The following is a 21,289-nucleotide window of genomic DNA, read 5'->3' as shown; positions in this document are numbered from 1 at the left end:
GGTTACTTGGGCATCGGCGCTACGGTGGGGGTGTGCAGGCGCAGGGTATGGGCGGCATCCACAGGCGCATCGTCAATCTGGATGTAGAGGCGCTCGGCATCGGCATCATGGTAAACGCCGCCATTGGCCTCCCAGTCGGACTTCGATGACTGCATGGTCAGTTCGCTGCCATTGTGGTTTACGGATGTGGGCGCATCAGCGATGGCATGCACGGTGGTCTCAATTTCGCGCGCCTCCGGCTGGTCGGCGTAGGTGCCCGCTGCTGCACCGATTTTCAGATCAAGCACCAGGTCGTCGTCTACCGTGTGCTGTTTCTGGTGAAGCGATGTGACAGCATAGGCGCCCGTTTCGTAGTCTCGGGTCTGGCCGTCATCTTCGTAGAGTGACGCACTGTGGCGTGCCTGATCAGGAGCCGGATACACATCGAGGTGCAGCACATCCTGCGGCTGTTCCTCTACATTTGAAGCCACCGGGCGCTTGGGGATGATACTGCCTGCCCGCACAAAGAGCGGCATCTCACTGAGGGGGGCATCGACTGTGACCGACTGTCCGCCGGCGTAAGCGTCGCCGCTCCAGTAGTCGATCCAGGTGCTGCCTTCAGGCAGTGGCACGGTGCGCTCGCGCTGTCCCTGCTCCCACACGGGTGCTACCAGGAACGCATCTCCAAAAAGGTACGTCTCGTCTTCGTTGTAGAGCGATTCATCTTCAAACATCAGTGGACGAACGAGCGGCATGCCGGTGCTGTAGTTTTCGTACGCCAGCGTGTAGATGTACGGCATAATCCGGTAGCGCAGCTGCACATACTCGCGCAGCGTCTGCTCTTTGGACGTGCCGAAGTCGGTCGGCTCGGTCAGATCGCTATCGTTGCCATGCGGGCGCATGGTGGGGGTGAAGGTGCCATGCTGAAACCAGCGGGTGTAGAGCTCGTCGGGCAGATCGCCAGTGAAGCCGCCCAGGTCAGAGCTATAGTACGCCAGCCCAGACAGACTCATGTTGAGCAGCATGGGCGGCTGTGCTTGATAGCCCGTAAAGGAGCGGGATACGTCGCCCGACCAGAGAATTGGGCTGTACCGCTGGATTCCGGCGGATCCGGCGCGCGTCAGGTTCACAAATCGATCGTTTGGGCGCCACTCGCGGTAGCCTTCAGCAAGCGTCTGGGCCCAGAGCAGACTGTATACGTTGTGCACCTCGCGGGCAGTGCCCCAGCGGTGGCGCATCCCCTCGGGGTGGTTCTCCGGCTCGCCCAGGTCGGTCCACAGCGCGGCCATCTCATCTCCCATAAAGATAGGGTGCTGCCCCCACCACCAGTCGCGCGCTGCTGGATTTGTGAAGTCAAGCAGTCCAGCCTGGCAGCCTTCCTCGCTTTCTGTGATTTCGTCGGGGCATGACCACCAGTCTTCGATGAGATACGTGTCGCCCTCATCATCGGTAGCCAGGTAGCCGCCCTGGTCGGCGTTGTCGAAGAGCCGCGCGTTGGTAACCATATACGGCTCGGTGATGGCAAGCGTCTTCACGCCCTCATCCCGAAAGTCGCGCATCATCTGGAATGGCTCAGGAAAAGCATCGCGATCCCAGTCCATATCGCCCATATGCTCAAACCAGTCGAGGTCGAGGATGATGGCGTCGAGCGGAAAGTCGCGGTCGAGCAGGGTTTCTACAACTTCGCGCGCTTCGGCTTCGGTGCGGTAGCCAAACCGCGACTGGATGTAGCCCATCGCCCACTTCGGCGGCATGGGCTGCGCTCCGGTAAGGCCGGTGTAGTGCTCAAGCTGCGTGGGGATGTCCTCGCCCTGAATCACGTAGTACGTGATCTCGCCGCCCTCTGCCTCGATGTCGAACACATCCTCTTCGGATGCGCCAATGTCGAACATAGCCGGGCTGATGGTATCCACAAAGAGGGCATACGCGCTGTTGGTAACCGCCAGCGGTACGTTGATCTTCATGGTGGAGGGCGCCTCGTCGTAGCCATAGTGCTGCGTGTTGTACAGCTCAAACGCCTGTCCGCGCAGGTTAAAGGTCGGCGCGCGCTCGCCTGTGCCGTAGACGTTCGTGGCCTCGTCGAGGTGCATTTGCAGCATCCGACCATCGTCTTCGTATCCGAAGCCGGTGTCTTGCTCACGTGTGAGCTCATTGCCGTTCGCATCCACAAACTGCAGATGCATCGGGTCGGTTTTCACTTTCACGTCCATCCCGGAGCCCCGCACCCACACAGCATCGTCTCGCGTTTGCACATTCGGGGGATGCGTGTCTGGATCTTGCACGACCGCAAACGAGGAGTCGGGACGCGGCGTGTTGGGGGGCGTCCAGTCAACGCGAACGACGCTGTCGCTGTAGAAGGTGATGTGTGCGGTTGCATTCTCGGCTTCTATTTCGACAGTCGGTCCGCGCACATCGTGTCCGACATAGGCACCTGGAGTGGTTTGGGCCCCTGCAGAGAGCGACCCGAAAAGCAGGGTGAGGAGAAGGACTGCTCCGACGGAGCGCAAACGGGAAATCATACAACGAAAATAGAATTAACTGGATGGATTGCGGTGAAGTCTACGATCGGCCAAATGGGTTGACCAACGATTACTCGGTAGGTGTTTGATGTGTAGTGGTGTGTCAGCCCTGAATGTTGTGGTTGAACCCGGCGCTCGCCCCTCCTTCCTGTCCTTCCTCCCCGGGGAGGAAGGGACTTACCATCGCAATGGGAGTCTCTCCCTCAGAGGAGGGAGAACAAGAGGGAGGGATCTGCAGAACGTTCCAAAACACATAGAATTAGGATTGACAGAGCAGTAGTGATTTCCAAACACGCAGAGGTTATGCGCCCATCCAACCCCCTCTTTCTAACGACATCTCCCCCTTGGCTAAGGGGGAAGACACCCAAACGAGACCGCAGGCCGACTCATGGAGCGAAGCGGAATAAAGGGGGAGGGGGTTCGAGCGACACCCTCACGTGCGTATATTACTCTATCGGTCTACCCCGGTTATTCTTCTTCAGCAAGAATCACCGTGCCGGATGCGGGCAGTGTAATGCCTTCGTCAGACGCTTCGATCTCATCGTCGGAGGCATACGCGATGGCCGTGTAGGTGTCGGCCAACTCGTCGGGAAGCGTCAACTCGTGCGCCTCGGTGTCCATGTTATGGGCCACCAGCAGCGTCTGGGTGTCGCTGGTGCGCTCGTAGACGGAGAGGGCCGGTGGTTCCACCGATACGGCTTCGATTTCACCGCGTGCAAGGGCGTCATGCTCACTGCGTAGTGCGATGAGGTCGCGATACAGATTGAGCAGCGAGCCCTCATCGTCGAGTTGCTCGGAGACAGGCGTTACGGTTTCATCGGTCGAAAACTCGGGCTCGATCCACGTGGTGCGCAGATCGTCGTCCTCTTCGGGCGCCCAGAGCATGGGTTCACGGATGTTCGGATCCGGCTTCTCGCCGTACATACCGATCTCCTCGCCGTAGTACACGTAGGGCGCGCCGGGCAGGGTGAAGAGCAGGTGGGTGGCAAGACGCATGTCGTCCATATCGTCCAGCTCACTCATGATGCGCGGCTGGTCGTGGTTGGTGAGGAACGTGGCATCCACAAAGTCGGGATTCACTTCGGCGTACATAGCACGCATATCCACGAGCCGCTCTGCAATGTTCGCTCCTTCACGCGCTCGGAAGGCATCGAAGATTTCCTCGGAGAGGTGAAAGTTAAACAGGCTGTGGAGCCCGCTAAAGAACGGAGCAATAACTTCGGGACCGTCCCACACCTCGCCAACGAGAAGTACATCTTCATCTACGGCTTCCATTTCAGCGCGAAACTCCTCCCACCAGGCGTGGGCGTCTTCGGCTCGGTCGTCGGGGTAGATGTGCTTGGCCGCATCAAGGCGGAAGCCGTCTACTCCCTTATCGAGCCAGTACTCACCGATGGCAATGACCGAGTCGCGCACGGCGGGATTGTCGAAGTTGAGATCGGGCATACCGCCCCAGAAGTAGCCAAAGTAGCGCTTATCGAGTCCGTCTTGTATCTCATCAACGTCTTGCACCTCATGCCAGAAGTCGATGTTATCGGTGTCGGGCCCGGCTTCTTCGTCGGCAAACGAGGCGACGGTTTCCTCATCCTCCCAGATGTAGAAGTCGAAGAACTCGCTGGTTGTATCGGCTACAGCCTGCTGAAACCAGGGGTGATCGCGGGCGGTGTGGTTGACGACCAGGTCGATTACCACACGAATATCGCGGTCGTGCGCCTCATCCAACAGGCGCTCGAAGTCGTCCATCGTGCCATACTCTGGGTGGATTTCCCAGTAGTTGGTCACATCGTACTTGTGGTAGGAGGGCGATGGATGGATGGGCAGCAGCCACATGGAGTCGAACCCCATGTCATCGATGTAGTCGAGCTTCTGGATCAGCCCGTCAAAGTCGCCAATGCCGTCGCCAGAGCCATCGGCAAAGGGATGGACGAATACCTGGTAGGTGACGCCGTGGTGCCAGTCGGGCGCCTCTGACGTGTCGGGCTCGGGCGCAGGATCGTCGCACCCGCTCCACACAAGTACGGCACCAAGCAGTAGCGGAAGCACCATCCGCGAGATACGAGACAAATCAACCATGGTCGTTTTCATAAGGCTGTGGGGAAGTTATCAGTGGGATGCGTCGGTATGGTGTAGCACGAGTCCGGCATGGGCGTCGACCTCAAGGAGCAGCGCCTCGGCATCTTGTTGCAGGCGGTACGTTTCTGAGGAGGTCCATGCAACCTCATAGGTCTCGCGCAGCGGTTCGGGCAGGGGGATGCGGGCGCTGTGTGCTTCGTTGCTGCGGTTCAGCACCACCACGATGGATTCGCCGTCGTGCGTGCGGCTGTACGCGAGCATTGTGCGTTCATCGTCGGCCTGAAGCAGATCCATCGTGCCGCGCCGCAACGCCGGATGCTTATGACGCAGCGCAATGAGCGCCTGATAGGTGGCAAACAGATCGTCGTTGAAGGCGACCGGGTCGGCCGTGCGTTGTTTGTCTAACGGATGCGTCGCCTCGTCGCTGTACGAGCGGTCGGGCCAGACCATGGGCTTGCGGTTGTCGGGATCGTCAGCGCCCCACATGCCGGCTTCAGTGCCGTAGTAGATCATGGGCGCGCCCGGATAGGTCATCTGGAAGAGGGCAACCAGCGTCTGCAGGCGACGGTCGGTGGCGTCGGGCGCGCGCACTTTGTACTCCGGATTGCTGGCCGGGGAGACGATCTCGGCCTCGTCGTAGTCGAAGCGCTCGGGGTGCACGTATCCGGTATCGGCGCGGTTCACGACTTGCGTGGCGATACGCGGCGTATCATGCGAGTCGACCAGATTGAGCTGAGCTGGTTGCAGCGCCTCCGGAAAGGCCGATCGGCGTGCTTCAATGAGATCAGCAAACGATGACGGCGCGAGGTGCGCATCCACCAGAAACCCCTTGACGGGATAGGCGAAGGCGTGGTAGTTCATCGTCGCGCTGAACCCGGTGCGCTCCAGGTAGTTGGGCGCTGCGTCCCATACCTCGGCCACGGTGTAGGCCTGCGGGTTCAGTTCCCGCACATGGGCATGCCACGCGCGCCAGAAGCCGTCGGGCACTTCCTCGGCCACATCGAGGCGCCATCCGTCGACACCAGCGTCGGAGGTGCCGTCGGGCGCCATCCAGCGGGCGGTCGCGTCAAAGATGTACTGCTGCACCTCCGGATGCAGCGACGTGCCGTCTTCACTTTTGGCAAACTCGGGCAGGTAAGGCGAGCCCCACCATCCATCGTAATCGAAGGCGCGGAGCGGGTCGTCGGGCAGGTCGTTCCAGTCGTTTACGTCGTACCAGCTGGCGAAGCGCGAGTCGGCTCGGTGCTCCACCAGGTCGCGAAAAGCGAAGAAATCACGGCCGGTGTGGTTGAACACGCCGTCGATGACCACGCGGATGTCGCGCTCGTGCGCTTCATCGAGCAGCGCAAAGAAGAGCGAGTCGGCAGCGGTGACGGTCCACGTATCCGGGTCGGTGGGATCTTCGGATGCGATCTTTCTGATGTCGCCCTCGGGGTCGGGCCCGAAGTACGGGTCGATGTGATGAAAGGTGTTGTTGTCGTACTTGTGCATCGACTGCCCCCAGAACACCGGGTTCAGATAGAGCGCGTTGATGCCGAGCGTGTCGAGATAGTCGAGGCGGTCGATGATGCCTTGCAGGTCGCCGCCATAGCGCCGCTGCGTAACGCTGCTATAGAAATCGCCCATCTCAGCTTCCCACGCGGACTGCGCGTACCAGTCGCCGGTCCACGGCGTAGGCGCCCAGGTGTCGGGCACCGTATCGTAGGGGCGCTGCAGCGTTTCGCGGGTGGGTGCGTTATCGAGATCGCTGTCGGCGAAGCGCTCCGGAAAGATCTGGTAGAACACCGCATCGGCGACCCAGTCGGGCACGCGGGCCTCGGGCGGCGGAACCTGGGCGTCTGTCATCGAAGCCACTGTTTCGTTCGAAGACGCAGGCGCGTCAGCATCCGTTTGGCAGGCCGTTAGCAACAGGCTACCTACCACTAGGCCAAGCACAACCGTTCGTGCCATGTACGTAGGTAGCGCAACGACCATGCTCTGCGGCTTTCAATGAAACAAGCACTCACCTGTTACGGACGGCTGGACGGACGCTCGGGTGGATCCGGAAAGGGCGTGATTTCCACTTCATTGGAGCCATCACTCTCCAGATCGTTTTCTTCATCGAGCGCCGTAACCTGGTAGTAGTAGGTGGTGCCGTTATCGACACTGTCGTCTGTAAAGCTGGTTTGGTCGATGCCTTCAGATACAGGATTTCCGGAAAGCGCATCGCCCGACGAGGTCGACCGGTACACGGCATAGCTATCGGCGCCCGACACGCTACTCCAGTTCAGACTGATGGCTTCGTCGCCTGAGTCTGCTTCTAGTGAACTAGGAGCAGCAGGGGCTGTCGGATCATCTCCGTTACCGGGCGGATCAGGGTCATCGCCATTGGCGTCGGTTGACGAGTCGCATCCGCCAAGCACAACCAATGCTCCGATGAGCAGCACCGACATGAGGGCGGTAAAGCGAGAGGCAGAAAACGTAGAAGGAATAAGTTGCATGGTAACAAGGGGTCAGTACGAGAGCAATGTGGGCCAACGCTACTGCGTGCAGACCGGCCGCAAGCCAGCCTACACGCAGCATTCCGAAAGCGATCTTAGCGAACAACCGTGATTTTTTGCGTGTGCGTTTCGCCTCCTACCGTGAGGCGTCCGAAGTACACGCCGCTGGCCAGCCCGTCGGTGCTAAGCTGCACCTCGTGGGTGCCGGCCTGCTGATTGCCCTCTTCGAGCGTGCTTACGCGGCGCCCAAGCACGTCGTAGAGTTCAAGACGTACGTCTTCGGCTTCAGGCAGGTCGTACTGCACCGTTGCCTGATCGCGCACCGGGTTGGGATAGGTTGTTAGCGACACCTCTTCGGGCATGACCTCGTCGAGGGCCCGGTCGATGTAAGACTGGCTCCCTACGGCTACGCGGAGCGTCTGTGTGTCGCCGGGTGTCAGCGTAAGGGGCCCCTCCGCACGCAGGTCGTGTGTTGTGCCCGCCTCGTCATCAATCAGCGCCACCTCATGCTGTTCAATGGCCTCGAAGTTGCTGGCCTCAATCTCGACAGGCGTTTCTACTTCGGTCTGCAGATTCAACGTGAACGTCTCTCCAGCTCCGGTTAGGTCGCGATGCTCACGCATCAAGAAGCGGGTGCGCTCATCTCCGTCATGATCCTCGGGCTGGATGCGCAGACTGATCGTTTCAAAGTCGCGAGGCGGAGCGACGGCATCAACGCCCATGTCACTTCCCTGGACGCCCACCTGCACGGCAGAGGTCAACTCATGCTCATCGGTGGTGGTGCGTGCGCTGATCTGGAGCGCAGCTTCAGCCTCGGCTTGCGCCTGTTCAACGGCTGCAACAACTCCAGCATCATCGTCTTGATAGGCCGGGTTCGGAATCGTCAGGGTTTCGCGGTCGGCATCGTCGTTGAGGAAGTAGTATGCCGTTCCGCTGCGTGCCGAATCGAACGTATCGCTGCCGTCATCAAAGGCGCCCTCGAATCCGTAAATGGGCTGCAGATCGCCATCGTTAGCGTCATCCACAGCACTCCATTCGACCTCTTGCGCAATGGGATTGGAGATGATATTCCATCCTTCGTGCAGTTCGATCGTCATGGAGGCATCATCGTCGCCCGTGAGCAGCGCATCGACCTCACGCTCGAACGTCCAGTTGTCTCGGCTGGTGAGCCAGAAGCCGCGGCCTGCCTGGAAGTTAAAGCGCGCGATGTTACTGTACGGCTCCAAAAAGTCTTCGTCGGATCCGTCATCCCAGAACGCCTGCCAGTCTACGCTGGCCTCGCCCGTCACGACATCCGCCATAGGCTCCTCCACGGCGCCAGGCAGTGCTACGAGACGATAGTTGGCTGATGTCTCGGGCGTCCCGCCGAAGTCACGATCAATAGCAACGTTAACCCGGCTGATCGTCACGTCGAAGCTCGTGTTGGTGGTTCCGTTCGGGTTGGTAGCTTCAAGCGTAATAGTGGCCGTGCCCGAGCCGTTTGGAGTCACCGTCAGGCTCGATCCATCTAGCGAGGCATCCGCTATGAGGTCATTGGAGGAAAACGCATTAAACGATACCTCCTCGCTCGAACTAAAGATATCATTTAGGTCTGCCTCAAAGGCGTCTCCGCCAAGCACGAGTTCTTGCGGATCAACCGACTCAGCAACCTGGGGCGGAAACTCACGCCCAGGTGTACCTACGCCGTAGCCCGGCCAATCTTCTTCAGGAAAAGTGACAGGCTCATTCACGTACACATGGAATTCGCTCGGCTGCATGGGCACCGCCTCATTGCGGTTTTCATCGTTGATCTCAAACTCTTCGCCGGGAAAGAAATCGTACCAGGTGCCATTGTCGAGGAAGCTCAGATCGGTCTCTGCGGTTTCAAGACTGAAGTTTCCGACGATATGGACTTCCTGATCGCCTTCGACAAGTCGAATGTAACGGATCGGATCATCACCCGAGTTGACGTCGAGGTTAACGACGCTGGTAAGCGAGCGCATCGGCTCAAACTCCTGACGCAGGTTCAGCAGTGCGCCCCACGTTTCGTAGACCGCACGGCGGTCGGGATCGTTGAAGTATTCTTCGGTGCGCACGGGCTTAGGATCGGTGCGACCGGGATCGTCGGGCGCGCAAATGCCATCGTCATCAAATCCGCCGGGCTTCAGGCATTCATTTTCGCCCCATCCGTAGCCCAGTTCGCCCAGTTGCCAAAGCATGCGTGGGCCCGGCACCGTCAGGAAGAAGCCGCCCATCAGCTTCTGGCGTTCCAGGGCCGTCTCTAACTCTTGTGTGTCGTATTCACCATCGTCGCTGGCATTGCCAAATTCTCTCATGTTGCGCATCATCCACTGCTCATCGTGGCTCTCCATGTACGTGACAGAGTTAGCCACGCCAGGCTCCAGTCCGATGTTGGGGTGATACGTGTCTGAAAGGTTGGACGCTCCGCCGAGAAAGCCCATCGACGCATCTGAATACTGCGAGTTCATGCCTTGCCAGAACATCATGCCTTGAAGTCCCTCGTCACGACGATACTCGGCCATCTGCAGTTCTTCGTCGCGCTGGAAGTGCTCCAGAATGATATAGGCGCTGTCGTCTACATCCCACATGGCATCGGCCATGCGTTCGATGTTTTGGACACGGCGGTCATAGAAGGGATTCGGGTCGAAGCCGCCCGTCTCGAAATCATTGTCCGGCTCCATCGTCACGAAGCCTTTTGTGAGGTCGAAGCGGTAGCCGTCTACGTTGTACGTCTCCAGCCAGTGGGCATTGGCACGATCCATCCAGTACTGGATGTACTCGTGGTCATGATTGAGGTGATTGAATACGTTAAAGTCGTGGCCGGGCCCTACAAAACGGCTTTCGCCTGGGTTATTCCCTTCGAGTTGAATGAGCGGCGATGGGTCGGTGGCGTGGTTGTACACCACGTCTAAAATCACCGCCATACCGCGCTGATGGGCCTCTTCTACGAACTGCTTGAAGTCCTCGGCGGGACCGTACGACTTCTCAAGGGCCAGATGGTAGTTCGGATTGTAGCCCCAACTGATGTTGCCATCGAAATTAGAAACGGGCATCAACTCAATCGCATTGACACCGAGTCCTTCGAGGTAATCGAGTTCGTCGATGAGAGAAGCGTAGGTTTTCTCGTCGTTGAAGTCCCGAATCAGGAACTCGTAGATAACGAGCTCACCAGCATCGGGTCGCTCAAAGTCGGAAAACTGGAACTCGTCCTGATCAGTTTGCACCACGGAGACAAAGCCTTCGGTTTCATCTTCGGGATACTCCAGCAGATCGGGGTACACATCGTCTTCAATAAAGCCATCCTGAGGTGTGAGCACCTTTTCGGAGAAGAGATCGCCCATCCGAATCTCTCCATCAACCAGGTACTGAAAGCCGTACTCTTCGCCGGGTGTGAGCCCATCAATCGTAATCCAGTAGTGGGCGCCATCGCTATCGCCAAACGCGGTGGTCGATTCCCGATTCATGAAGTAGTCGTTATCGACCTCCCAGTCGTTGAAGTCGCCAATCAGATAGACGAACTCTTTCCCAGGCGCGTATAGCGAGAACGTGGCTGTAGTCGGATCGCCATCGTCATAGGTGATACCGTCTTCGACCCCAGCTGGGCGAGCCGCTTCTTCAACGGGGGGAGCCACCACAATGGTGACATCATCGCTGACTTCGGTGCCCTGATCGCCGCTCGCGGTGACCTCGATCTCTCGGTTGCCCGGATTGGTGAAGGTGACGGACTCCGAAAGCTGCAAGTTGGTTGTAGACGCCTCTTCTTGCCCATCGATGGTGAGCACCATTTCTTCGAGGCTCTCTCCAGACTCAGTGACTTCGGCTTCGATGTCTACCGTTTCGCCATCCTCGATAATGAACGGATTAATACCCGATACCGATGGCTGGGTGATGGTCACGGCCAGCGTTGCATCCGGATCGCCCAGAGCAACAAACTTGTCATCGGTCTGGGGAGTGCCGCTTGTACTCCGAAAGACGAAGTTCATCGTCTGGATTTCTTCGTCATCTTCGAGCGTACACCCGGTTTCGTTGGCATTGTAGTAGTCGCGGATGTCGTCGATTTCGAGCTCGTACAGGTCGTCTCCCACAGGCGTGAGGCGGGTGTCATCGCGCTCGCCTGAAAACTCATCTTGGGTCGGCCAGAAGTTTTTGACACAGGTCCACTCCGGATCGCTCAGATCGGTCGTGACACCGGTGTGGGCATAGATGTCATCGTTGAATCCCTCGAGTGGCGTATCCGACGCATCGAAAGTAATGGTCACAGGCTGATTCACTGTTGGCACCGTGGGGTCGGTGCTAATGGCGTCGTCTTGCGACTGGGCCTGAACCGTCGACACGCCCATAAGGGCAAACATCAACGCCAGGACAAACGAAGTAGCACGATAGGTCATGGACTTTGGGGCTCTTAAGGACGGTCGTGTGTAGCGCAGTGTCAAATTCAGGCTGTTCACCTTAAAACGACTGCAAATCGGCTATCCCAAGATGTGCAAAGCCACGGCCGCACATCTTGAGGTAAACGATTTCCAGAGCGTGGAAACGGTAGCTTCCCGATAGGCAATCCATGCCCCATCGTAGAGGAGGCTTCACAAGGAAGCCTCCTCTACAGGGTGCACAGAGCGCTTGGTTAGTGACGCGCAATCGGCGGGTACCGATTAATTGCCCGTGGCATCCAGGCGGATGTCGTCGATGAGGAGTTCGAGGGCAGTGTCCTCGTCTTCTTCTTCACGCTGAAGCTCAAAGCCGACGTTTCCAATACCCGGATCAAGGAGCGCACTTGGATCGTCGCCAAGCTCCGAAACTGGGATGCGCACTTCTTGCCATCCGTCGCTGGCTTCGATTTCGTAGGTTTGTCCACCACCAAATCCATATCCACCAGCATCACCTTCGGCTTCGATGAAGGCAAAGAGGCCAAAGTCTTCAGAAACCTGCCCGAGACGCAAGACCAGATCAGCATCTGCCGCGTCGGCGAGGAAGATATCGGCACCATTCGCGTTGAAGTTGTACCCAAAGAAGTTACCGCCTTCGGTGTACGACATGCTCCGTGCGGTGAAGCCCGGCGCATTATCTTCTACGATGTCTACGAAGTCCAGCTCGATATCAGAGAACCCTCCGTAGGGTCCATTGGTGATCTCGAAGTCGTTGATTTCGAGTTGCGGGCCGTCAGTAGTACCGAGCATGACATCGTCGAGGTAGTACGTCACGTCGGAATCGGTCGTAAACGAGACGCTTTCGAGGGGACCGTTTCCACCGGCGCGCTCAGCAACGGGGTTAAAGTCTGCAAGCAGCGCATCGAGAGCCACTTCATAACGAACCCATTCGGCTCCAGCTTCAACAAGAAGCCCAACATCATACTCCACGATATCACCGTTGACTTCCTCGGCCAGCGTGACCGTAAGATCAATATCTTCGTTCGGGTCAGGCTTAATCAAGAACGACATCACGTTTAAGCCCGGCGCACTTACACGACGCTCTAACGTAACGGGATCGCCAGCAGCAGCGTTGATCTCAAGCGAGTTGAGGCCAATGCTATTGGCGGCCGATTCAGCAGTTTGACGATCGGCAGTGGTGCCGCCTTCCGTGGTGAACTCAGGCACCTCAAAGTCGGTCTCGAAGTCCTCAACCAGAATGAAGCGACTACTGAAGTCGGTGGTCGTGGAGATCGCATCGTTGAACTGCACCTCAATATCGCGAGCATACGCTGCCGAGGCGCCATCGGACTCCAGGCGCACCATTTCAGTGACCGAGTCGCCGTCGATTTCTTCGGTGTACTCAACAGACCATGAGCGCATGCCGCCATCTTGCGGATTGCCCTCGTCTTCAATCAGTTCAATATCAAGTGCGGCGGCTTCGGTGGTCAATACAGGCGCTTCTTCGATTCCTTCATACTCCACATTAATACGCGGAGATGGGCTTTGGCCAGCTACGAATGTAAAGAAGTCCTGCTGGATGACCAACGGGTTATTGATCTGCACATCGATGTCTTGGGAGACGGTCCCGGTGTCTCCTTCACCTGATACCGTCATGGTTTCCATGATGGAGGCTTCGTCCATCGAGCCAGTGTAGGTCACATTCCAGGTGGTTTCGCCGGCTTCGGCAGTTCCGGTTTCTTCGGCCACCTCAATGTTTAGACCAGAAGCATCAGAGGTTAGCGTTGGCCGGTCTTGAAGCCCCTGGTAGCTGAGTTCAAACTGTGCTGGTTGGTTCGGCTGTCCTGCTATAAGCGAAAACTCGGTTTGCTCAACATCAAAGAGCGTTTGAAAGTCAATGTCTTCGATACTCGATATTTCGTCGGTGTCGCACCCGACGAGCGCCAGGCTCCAGACAAGGAGCAGCGCAACGCCAAGTGATCGTGTGGCTATTCGATACATATTTGGCAAATAGGGGGTAATGTGGAAGCAACTTCGAAAGTATGCGTCAGCATGGGGCCGTTCTACAGCATTAATCCTCCGTACCGGGCACGGCGCATATATACACCGCGCCCGGATTCACGAAGGGCAGTGACTGCGTTAGTAGCCCGGGTTTTGCTGAAGGGTAGGGTTGGCGTTCAGCTCTGTGAAAGGAAACGGATATAAGTTGAGGTGCTCTGAGGTTGTTTGCCCCTCGGCTACGCCTCCTTTCCACTCCCATACGCCGTTTTCAGTAAACTCGTCGAAGCGAATCAGATCGGTGCGGCGATGGCCTTCCCAGAGCAGCTCGCGGCTGCGCTCGTCGAGAACAAAGTCGAGCGTAAGCTCGCTGGATGAGATATTACCGCTATTATCGCCAAAGGCGCGCTCACGGAGATCATTCACGAGATTAACCGCGCGCGACTCCGAACCGCCTCCGCCACGCAGGACAGCTTCAGCATACATCAGGTGCACGTCAGCCAAACGGAACATGGGGTAGTCCACATCTGAGTGTACGTTATTTACACCTGGCTCACCCGCAGACGTCACGTTCTGGTACTTCGGTACGAGGAAGCCTCCTCCGCCTGCAAAGTCTGTTATGCTTGTAACCTCTTTCGAGCGTCCATCTTGGATGAACTGGTCGCCCGCTGTATTCGGAAACACAGGACGCAGGTCATCCTCATCGTAACGATCAACGGCATCACTGATTGTGCGCAGGCCAAACCAGCCTTGCAAGCCAAAGTCGCCTGCTTGCCCGCCAAGGGATGCGTTGCCAAGGAACGTTGTGCCCCCGAAGTGACGCGTGTTATCGCCGTCGTGCGGAATCGCAAAGATAAACTCGGACGACATGGCATTGTCGGCCAGGAACTGGTGGTGATAGTTGTCTTCAAGCTGATACGCTCCCGAATCAAGAATCCGCTCGGTGTACGTTACGACATCAGCAGAGCGGTCTTCACCGATGTATGTAGGCGCATTCTGATACAGCTTAGCAAGCAGCATGTACGCAGCGCCTTGGTCAGCTCGCCCGTACTCTGCATCGCCAATAGGCGGAAGCACCTCTTCACTGGCCCCTTCCTCTCCTGTAATCTCAAGCAGTTCAGACTCAACAAAGGCAAAAATCTCCTCACGCGTGCTCTGCGGTGGCGCCTCGGCTCCACGGACAAAGTCTTCCGTTACGAGTGGTGTGGGGCCAAAGATATCGAGTCCATGCCAGTAGCTAAGTGCACGCAAGAAACGCGCTTCAGCACGGAACTGCGGCATTTGCTCACGAACTTGTGGGCTGTTGCCCCGGTCTTCCAGAAGATCTTCTGTCGACTGACGCATAAACTCATTCGCATGTGAGATCTGGAAGAACACACGGTCATACATGGCCCGCGTGAACTGGTTATCCGGCCCCCAGCTATGATCGTTTAGCTCATCAATGCCATCGTCGTCCCAAGCAATGAGCGCTTCATCGGTTGGCAGCTGTTGCATGCTCCAGTATAGGCGCATGTACTGCGAGAACCCCTCATCGATGCCGCCGATGTCGCCGTCACCTGCTGGCCCTTGCTGGCCGGTCACATTCAAGCCTGCGTAGAGCTTAGCAAGATACTGTTCATACGAGCTGTCTTCGGCAAAGACAGCACCCTCATCGGCCTGACCGATTGGGTCAACCGATACATCGCAGGCCGTGAGGTATGCGAGGCCCGCAATAAGCATTACAGTGAGAAGTAATCGTCGTGTTAGTGTAGGTATAGCGTAGTTCATCGTTAGTGTGGGGTTTGGTTCGCAAGGGGTCGTAAAGCACAAACGAGACGCCCTGTGCAGGCCTGAAGCAGCGTTCTTCAGGCCTGCATGGCGACTATCAGCGGTTGTTAGAACTGAACGTTCACACCTGCGGTGAACGATTGAGAGCGTGGATAGAGGTTGTTGTCAATACCACCTGGTACTTCAGGGTCTGGCCCACTGTAGCCAGTAATTGTAAAGAGATTACGAGCCGTTCCGTATACGCGAAGTTGGCTCACACCCGGAAGCGTCCGCACGGTATATCCAGCCGAAATATTATCGAGGCGCAGGAATGATGCATCCTCAAGATAAATGTCGGAGAAGTAGCGCGGCTCGTCGAATCCGGTATCAAAGTACGATGTGTGCAGGTTGGACGGCACAACATCTGTGAGACGTTGCAGGTGGCCGAAGTTCGAAGCATTGTTGTTGTATACCTTGTTGCCAACGTGTGCCCGCAGCGTAAAGCTGAGGTCAATGTTCTGGTAGGCAAACTGTGAGGTATGCCCGAAAATCCAGTCCGGATTAGGGGTCCCAGCAATGCGACGCTCAGTCAGCGGATTTCCATCTTCGTCTTCGAAGATAGGGTTGCCGTCTGCATCAAACTGTTGCTCAAAAAGGAAGAACGAGTCCAGCGATTCGCCTTCGCGCAGAAGCTGTACGGTGTTTCCGGTACCACCAGCGATTTCGCCAACTTCAACCTCGGTTCCTTCTTCAAGTCCTCCACCAATACGGAGGATTTCGTTCCGGTTTGTGGATGCATTGAAGTCAACATCCCATGTGAAATCGCCCTCACGGAAAAGGGCTACCCCTACACCCATCTCAAGGCCTTCGTTTTTCAGCTCACCGATATTGGTAAGCACCACATTGCCCAGGTTAGCACCACCAGCAGCAGGAATTACACGAATTAGGTTATCTACATCTTCGCGGTAGACCTCAAAAGACCCTGTGACCCGTTCATCAAAGAGCCCGAAGTTGACACCAACATTGTAATTGGTCGTCTCTTCCCACTGCAACGCTTCATCAGCTGCACTTGGACGGATCGTTGACACAAAGCGATTGCCAAAACGAGCGCGAGCTTGTGAGCCTCCTGGTGTGTATAAAGGCTGAAAAAGGAAGTTGCCAATCTCTTGGTTACCAACTACTCCTGCCGATACACGCAAGCGCAGTGTAGAAATAAAGCCGACATCATCCATGAACGGCTCTTCATTTATGCGCCATCCAAGGGCAGCCGAAGGAAACGTACCAAATTGGTTTGCTGGTCCAAAGCGTGAAGAACCGTCACGGCGCACCGTCGTCGTAAGCAGATAGCGATCCGCGAGGGTGTAGTTCACGCGCGCAAAACCCGAGATCAAGCGGTTCTGCACTTCCGAAACGCTTCCCTCAAACTCACTGGCTGGCGATACCGTGCCCGCCCCGAAGATATTGCTGTCGAGGCCCAAGCCTGTCAATGCAGGAAACTCGCCTTTGAACTCTTGGAATGAATATCCAGCCGTGACATCAAATCGACTATCGATCTCTTCGAATTCGTTGTCGTACGACAAATAAGCATCTAGCGTTGTGTTAACGCGTGTGAAGTTGTTTCGGACTACAGCACCTGGATCCGAGGCATCAGCCTGCGCCTTTAGGTTTGTCGGTGCAAAGAAGGTTTGTTCTCCGCTCTGCACATCGTATCCAAGATTCAGGCGCGTTGAAAGGCCTTCAACAAATGGAATACGATACTCAGCTTCTACATTACCGAGGCTGCGCAGAGTGCGTCCGTTCGAATCTTCGAGAAGCAACTCCGCTATTGGATTTTTTTCAGCGAGTGCTTCATCCCATTCATTGAACCCGCCAAACGGACTATTCACGTCACGCACAGGCAATGTGGGGTTGAAGCTGGCAGCATTACCAACCATGCCTCCAGGCTCAAACTGCTCCTGTGTCTGCGAACCACGCAAGTTGGCCGTGATCGTCAGATCATCGTCCAAGAGCTGCTGGTTGTAGTTGAACGAGAGTCCAAGACGCTCAAATGAAGAGCCGCGCAGCGTTCCCTCCTCATCAACATAGTTAAGGGAAAGACGAAAGTCGGCATCTTCATACCCGCGCGCAAAACTTAGCGAATGCTCTTGGCGGAACGACTGACGCTCTACGAGGTCTTGCCAGTCTGTGTTTGTAAAGCCTAACTGGTTAGCTGCTGGGCCAAAGCGATTGGGGTCTTCATCGGCCAGATCTTGTATCAGAGTGCGATACTCGTTGGCTCCCATCATCGACACGCGATCATCGATAATGGAAGTTGACACCGATCCGTCGTAGGTGATGCGCCCTTCGTCACCATCGGCACGATGGGTTTCGATGAGAATCACACCATTTGCGCCACGCGACCCATAAATAGCCGTTGCTGATGCGTCTTTCAGCACCGTCATGCTTGCAATATCGCTGGAACTAAGGAAGCTCAGCGGATTGCGCTGCGCATCGTTACCTGCATTATCAATGGGCACTCCATCAATAACGAAAAGCGGATCGTTGCTGGCACCGAACGAGTTATCTCCTCGAATTCGGATAAGGTTGCCTCCTCCTGGCGATCCGTCACCTGCGGAGATCTGCACGCCCGCTACTTTCCCTGAAATAAGCTGCTCAGGACTCGACACTGGAGCACGGTTAAAGTCATCTGACCGCACACTGGTAATCGAACCGGTTACGTCGCGCTCTTCTTGCTGGCCGTATCCAATAACGATCAACTCTTCAAGCTGGGCATCAGCAGGAATCATGGCCACGTCGATTTCAGACCGTCCCTCAATGGGGACTTCCTGCGGTTCGTAGCCGACAAATGAAAACCGAAGGGCTTCCACCTCAACGGGTACGCTTAGTTCGTATTCACCATCCACGTTTGTGGACGTACCGATGGGTTCACCGACGACCTCAACGTTGGCACCCGGCAAGGGCTCCTCTGTCTCGGCGTCAATGACCGTACCGGAGATCTCTTGCCGATCCTGGGCGAAAGCGGTTCCGACCAAGAGCATCAGGCAAGCGACCACCACTACGGGTCTAAAGTATGTGTAGTAGGGACTTCGCATGAGACCGTTGCTTTTATTCGAGTGCATGAGTTAAACGTGTTAGGTATTGCAAGGGGCTGTTCGTAAGTATCATCGTGCGTCGCACCTAAATTATGCAGCAGAAGGAGCAAGCCCGCCAAGGCGGCGCACTGCCTGGTGGATGGTCTGGTCGCTGTCAGACTCTGCCCCACATGTGGCCCGCACAATCAACTGTGGAGCCAGCACGGTGCTCGACACTGGGTGGTTCGGGGATTCAATATGTCGCAATAGCGCTTCGGCAGCACGGCGTCCAATCGCCTGAGCGGGCTGGCGGAGCGTAGTGAGCCCAACAAACTCACTCAGGTCAATATCGTCAAACCCGACAATGGCTATGTCGTCGGGTACCGTAAGACCGGCTTCATGCGCGGCGCGAAGCGCTCCCACCGCCTGCATATCAGACGCTGCAAATACAGCATCGGGGCGCGGGCGCTGATCCAAAAGTGTTTGCATAGCCTGATACCCGCCCTTTTCGGCAAAGGCAAACGGAAGCGCATCGGCCGCAGAAATAAGCGCGTCATCAACCGAGCGCCCCGCTGCTTCTAGTGCGCGTTCATAGCCGCGGCGACGTTGAGTGGCCGGGGGCGGCTCGGGATGCGCCGTAATGTGGGCAATGCGTTCATATCCAAGGGATAGCAGATGCTCGGTGGCCTTGTAGCCACCCCGCTCGTTGTCAACCGCAATCGACTCAATGTCAGGATGGTGCGCATCCACAAGTACCGTAGGCCGGTCTGCATCACGCAGACGCTTTGCCCACGACTCGCTCGGAGGCGTTGAAAGGAGCAACACCCCGTCGCTTCGCCCAGGCTGCAAGGCGCTTTCCAGGCGCTTGTCTACATGTTCAGGGTGCGGAGGCACGTGAATCATGAGGTCGTAATTCTCCTCGGCAAGCACATGCTGGATGCCACGCATCACACGCATGTAAAAGTAGTTGGCTACAACAGGAGCAACGACTGCAATATAGTTGGTGCGCTGGCGAGCCAGGTTCTGCGCCGATGCATGCGGCTGATAATTAAGCGCTTCCGCTGCCTCCAGCACCCGGTCGCGCGTTGCGGCGCGCACTTCCGAGGTCTTGTTGAGCACCCGAGACACTGTGGCCGTAGAGACCCCAGCGCGTTCCGCTATGTCGTAGATCGTTGCAGCCACAGAGCGTATCAGTTGTTCATTGCTATCGTAACACTGCCATGATGTAAGCGCTTACATAGTAAGGAGCATCATGCAACGATGTCAAGAAATTATTTTCTTTCTTTCAACGCTTCATTACCGAAACCCAAGCCAATTCAATACAGCACCTTACGTAAACCATTCATTGCGGAAACGCTTTTGTTAACTATAATTTCATTTTTAGGTTGTCTTATGACGAACCGTCTCTATGCACGCGATAGAGGCCTTTTGACGTACATTTGAGCCGGATTTGCCCTGAATCCTTCAGTATGCTGATACTTCCTACATGTAAAAAGGGACTGCCTGACGACAGCCCCTTCTCTACAGCTTCTTCAATGTAACCGTTTACAGATTACAGCTCCCTTATCCCCCCACCGCTGAGTTGTTACCCGTGCAACGCCCGGTACTTACGCACAATACTGAATGCGATTTCGAGCGATTGCTCGTAGTTCAGCCGCGGGTCAACCAACGATTTGTAGGCCCGCTCTAGATCGTTCGCTTTAAGACCACGAGCCCCTCCAATACACTCGGTGACATTTTCGCCAGTTAACTCAAAGTGCACGCCGCCCAGCCGCGATCCCTCTGCCGCGTGAATGTCAAAGGCCTGCTCTAGCTCCCCTAAAATATTGGCAAAGCGTCGCGTTTTAATGCCGCCGTTGGTGCGTTCGGTGTTTCCATGCATCGGATCACAGCACCAGAGCACCGAATGCCCCATCCCCTGCACCGCCTGAATCAATTGGGGAAGACGATCGCCAATAGCATCGGCTCCAAAGCGCGTAATAAGGGTGAGTCGTCCGGGTTCGTTCTCGGGGTCGAGATGATTGATAAGCGTACGCAACTTCGCAGGCGTCATATCTGGCCCCACTTTAAGCCCTACTGGATTTTGGATGCCCCGCATGTACTCCATGTGCGCTTCTTCAGGCGCATTGGTTCGTTTTCCAATCCACGGAAAGTGCGTGCCCAGATTGTACGTCCCTTCTTTGTGGGGTACCGTACGCGTGAGGGTCTCTTCGTACGGAAGCAGCAGCGCTTCGTGGCTCGTGTAGAAAGTAACGCGCTGCATGGCATCGAGGGCATTCGAAGCCACCGTATCTATAAAGTGGACGGCGGTACTTAAGTCATCCACCAGCCGCTGGTATTCGTTGGCGAGGGGGGAATGCGCCATAAAGTCGATATCCCAATACTCAGGATGGCGCAAATCGGCAAATCCGCCCTCGGAAAGAGCCCGTACCAAGTTCAATGTCAGCCCCGAGTTGGTGTAGGCTTTCAAAAGCCGGTCGGGGTCGGGCGTACGGGCCTCTTCGGTGAAGGCCGGACTGTTAATGATTTCGCCCCGATAACTGGGTAAGGTGACCCCATCTCGGGTTTCCGTATCCGATGAACGCGGCTTGGCGTATTGCCCAGCAAAGCGCCCCACGCGTACAATTCGAGTGTCGAGCCCATACGTAAGCACCAGACTCATCTGCAGCAGGATTTTCAACCGGCTGGTAATGACATCCGCTGTGCAATCATTGAACGATTCGGCACAATCTCCACCCTGTAACAAAAAACGCTCGCCTGCTTCAGCACGCGCCAGTTCCTGCTTCAGGTTGTCCACTTCCCATGAGGTAACCAGCGGGGGCAGCGCATCGAGCCGATCGAGTGTCGTGTCCAGCGCGTCGGAATCGGGATATGTAGGTTGCTGCTGAACGGGACGTTCGCGCCAAGATGCTGGATGCCAGGTGTCGGTGGTGGAAACGGACATAGAACGAGGTAGGAGCGTATGTGATAAAGCAAGGGGACCTGAACGAGAGGCCTGCACAAGCGTTTCGCGGTGCATCGATTCTACAAGACCCACAAGGATCGCCTTTTTGACTCTA

General features: G+C 56.5%; 10 protein-coding genes. All 10 read right to left on the bottom strand.

All coding sequences use genetic code 11. The features are described 5' to 3' along the window. Positions 1 to 2 precede the first annotated feature (2 nt). Positions 3 to 2,498, bottom strand: a complete 2,496-nt coding sequence (locus ACZ5AL_RS01950) for a glycoside hydrolase family 31 protein (protein WP_464511813.1) — start codon at positions 2,496 to 2,498, stop codon at positions 3 to 5. 468 nt (positions 2,499 to 2,966) lie between these two features. Further along, positions 2,967 to 4,571, bottom strand: a complete 1,605-nt coding sequence (locus ACZ5AL_RS01945; protein ID WP_464511812.1) for an alpha-amylase family glycosyl hydrolase — start codon at positions 4,569 to 4,571, stop codon at positions 2,967 to 2,969. 30 nt (positions 4,572 to 4,601) lie between these two features. Then, positions 4,602 to 6,521 carry a glycoside hydrolase family 13 protein gene (locus tag ACZ5AL_RS01940; protein WP_464511811.1) on the bottom strand — a complete coding sequence of 640 codons (1,920 nt, stop codon included), beginning with the start codon at positions 6,519 to 6,521 and terminating at the stop codon, positions 4,602 to 4,604. A 59-nt stretch (positions 6,522 to 6,580) separates the two neighbouring features. Continuing rightward, entirely contained in the window at positions 6,581 to 7,051 is a 471-nt protein-coding gene (locus ACZ5AL_RS01935) for a fibronectin type III domain-containing protein (protein WP_464511809.1), read from the bottom strand. A gap of 95 nt (positions 7,052 to 7,146) precedes the next feature. Continuing rightward, positions 7,147 to 11,439, bottom strand: coding sequence for an alpha-amylase family glycosyl hydrolase (locus tag ACZ5AL_RS01930; protein ID WP_464511808.1), 4,293 nt, complete (start codon positions 11,437 to 11,439; stop codon positions 7,147 to 7,149). 261 nt (positions 11,440 to 11,700) lie between these two features. Further along, positions 11,701 to 13,416: a hypothetical protein gene (locus ACZ5AL_RS01925; protein WP_464511807.1), complete on the bottom strand. Its 1,716-nt coding sequence runs from the start codon at positions 13,414 to 13,416 to the stop codon at positions 11,701 to 11,703. A gap of 138 nt (positions 13,417 to 13,554) precedes the next feature. Further along, positions 13,555 to 15,180 (bottom strand): RagB/SusD family nutrient uptake outer membrane protein, encoded by a 1,626-nt coding sequence (locus tag ACZ5AL_RS01920; protein WP_464511805.1) that lies wholly within the window; start codon positions 15,178 to 15,180, stop codon positions 13,555 to 13,557. A gap of 107 nt (positions 15,181 to 15,287) precedes the next feature. Beyond that, complete coding sequence (locus ACZ5AL_RS01915; RefSeq protein ID WP_464511804.1) at positions 15,288 to 18,278, bottom strand: SusC/RagA family TonB-linked outer membrane protein; 2,991 nt, start codon at positions 18,276 to 18,278, stop codon at positions 15,288 to 15,290. 63 nt (positions 18,279 to 18,341) lie between these two features. Beyond that, a complete protein-coding gene (locus tag ACZ5AL_RS01910; protein WP_464511803.1) occupies positions 18,342 to 19,412 on the bottom strand; it encodes a LacI family DNA-binding transcriptional regulator in 1,071 nt (356 codons plus the stop codon). 403 nt (positions 19,413 to 19,815) lie between these two features. After that, the gene (locus ACZ5AL_RS01905) at positions 19,816 to 21,174 is read right to left on the bottom strand and encodes a class II 3-deoxy-7-phosphoheptulonate synthase (RefSeq protein ID WP_464511801.1); all 1,359 of its coding nucleotides are present in this window, start codon (positions 21,172 to 21,174) and stop codon (positions 19,816 to 19,818) included. Between the last annotated feature and the right edge of the window lie 115 nt (positions 21,175 to 21,289).

This window comes from Natronotalea proteinilytica, from assembly GCF_055379935.1.
Note: the sequence above shows the minus strand (reverse complement) of the source record. Positions and strands in the feature narration are given on the sequence as shown.

Coding starts and splice junctions, on each gene's coding strand:
- ACZ5AL_RS01925 (WP_464511807.1), bottom strand. CDS start 13,416: ATGTATCGAATAGCCACACGATCACTTGGCGTTGCGCTGCTCCTTGTC.
- ACZ5AL_RS01950 (WP_464511813.1), bottom strand. CDS start 2,498: ATGATTTCCCGTTTGCGCTCCGTCGGAGCAGTCCTTCTCCTCACCCTG.
- ACZ5AL_RS01920 (WP_464511805.1), bottom strand. CDS start 15,180: ATGAACTACGCTATACCTACACTAACACGACGATTACTTCTCACTGTA.
- ACZ5AL_RS01930 (WP_464511808.1), bottom strand. CDS start 11,439: ATGACCTATCGTGCTACTTCGTTTGTCCTGGCGTTGATGTTTGCCCTT.
- ACZ5AL_RS01905 (WP_464511801.1), bottom strand. CDS start 21,174: ATGTCCGTTTCCACCACCGACACCTGGCATCCAGCATCTTGGCGCGAA.
- ACZ5AL_RS01915 (WP_464511804.1), bottom strand. CDS start 18,278: ATGCACTCGAATAAAAGCAACGGTCTCATGCGAAGTCCCTACTACACA.
- ACZ5AL_RS01935 (WP_464511809.1), bottom strand. CDS start 7,051: ATGCAACTTATTCCTTCTACGTTTTCTGCCTCTCGCTTTACCGCCCTC.
- ACZ5AL_RS01945 (WP_464511812.1), bottom strand. CDS start 4,571: ATGGTTGATTTGTCTCGTATCTCGCGGATGGTGCTTCCGCTACTGCTT.
- ACZ5AL_RS01940 (WP_464511811.1), bottom strand. CDS start 6,521: ATGGCACGAACGGTTGTGCTTGGCCTAGTGGTAGGTAGCCTGTTGCTA.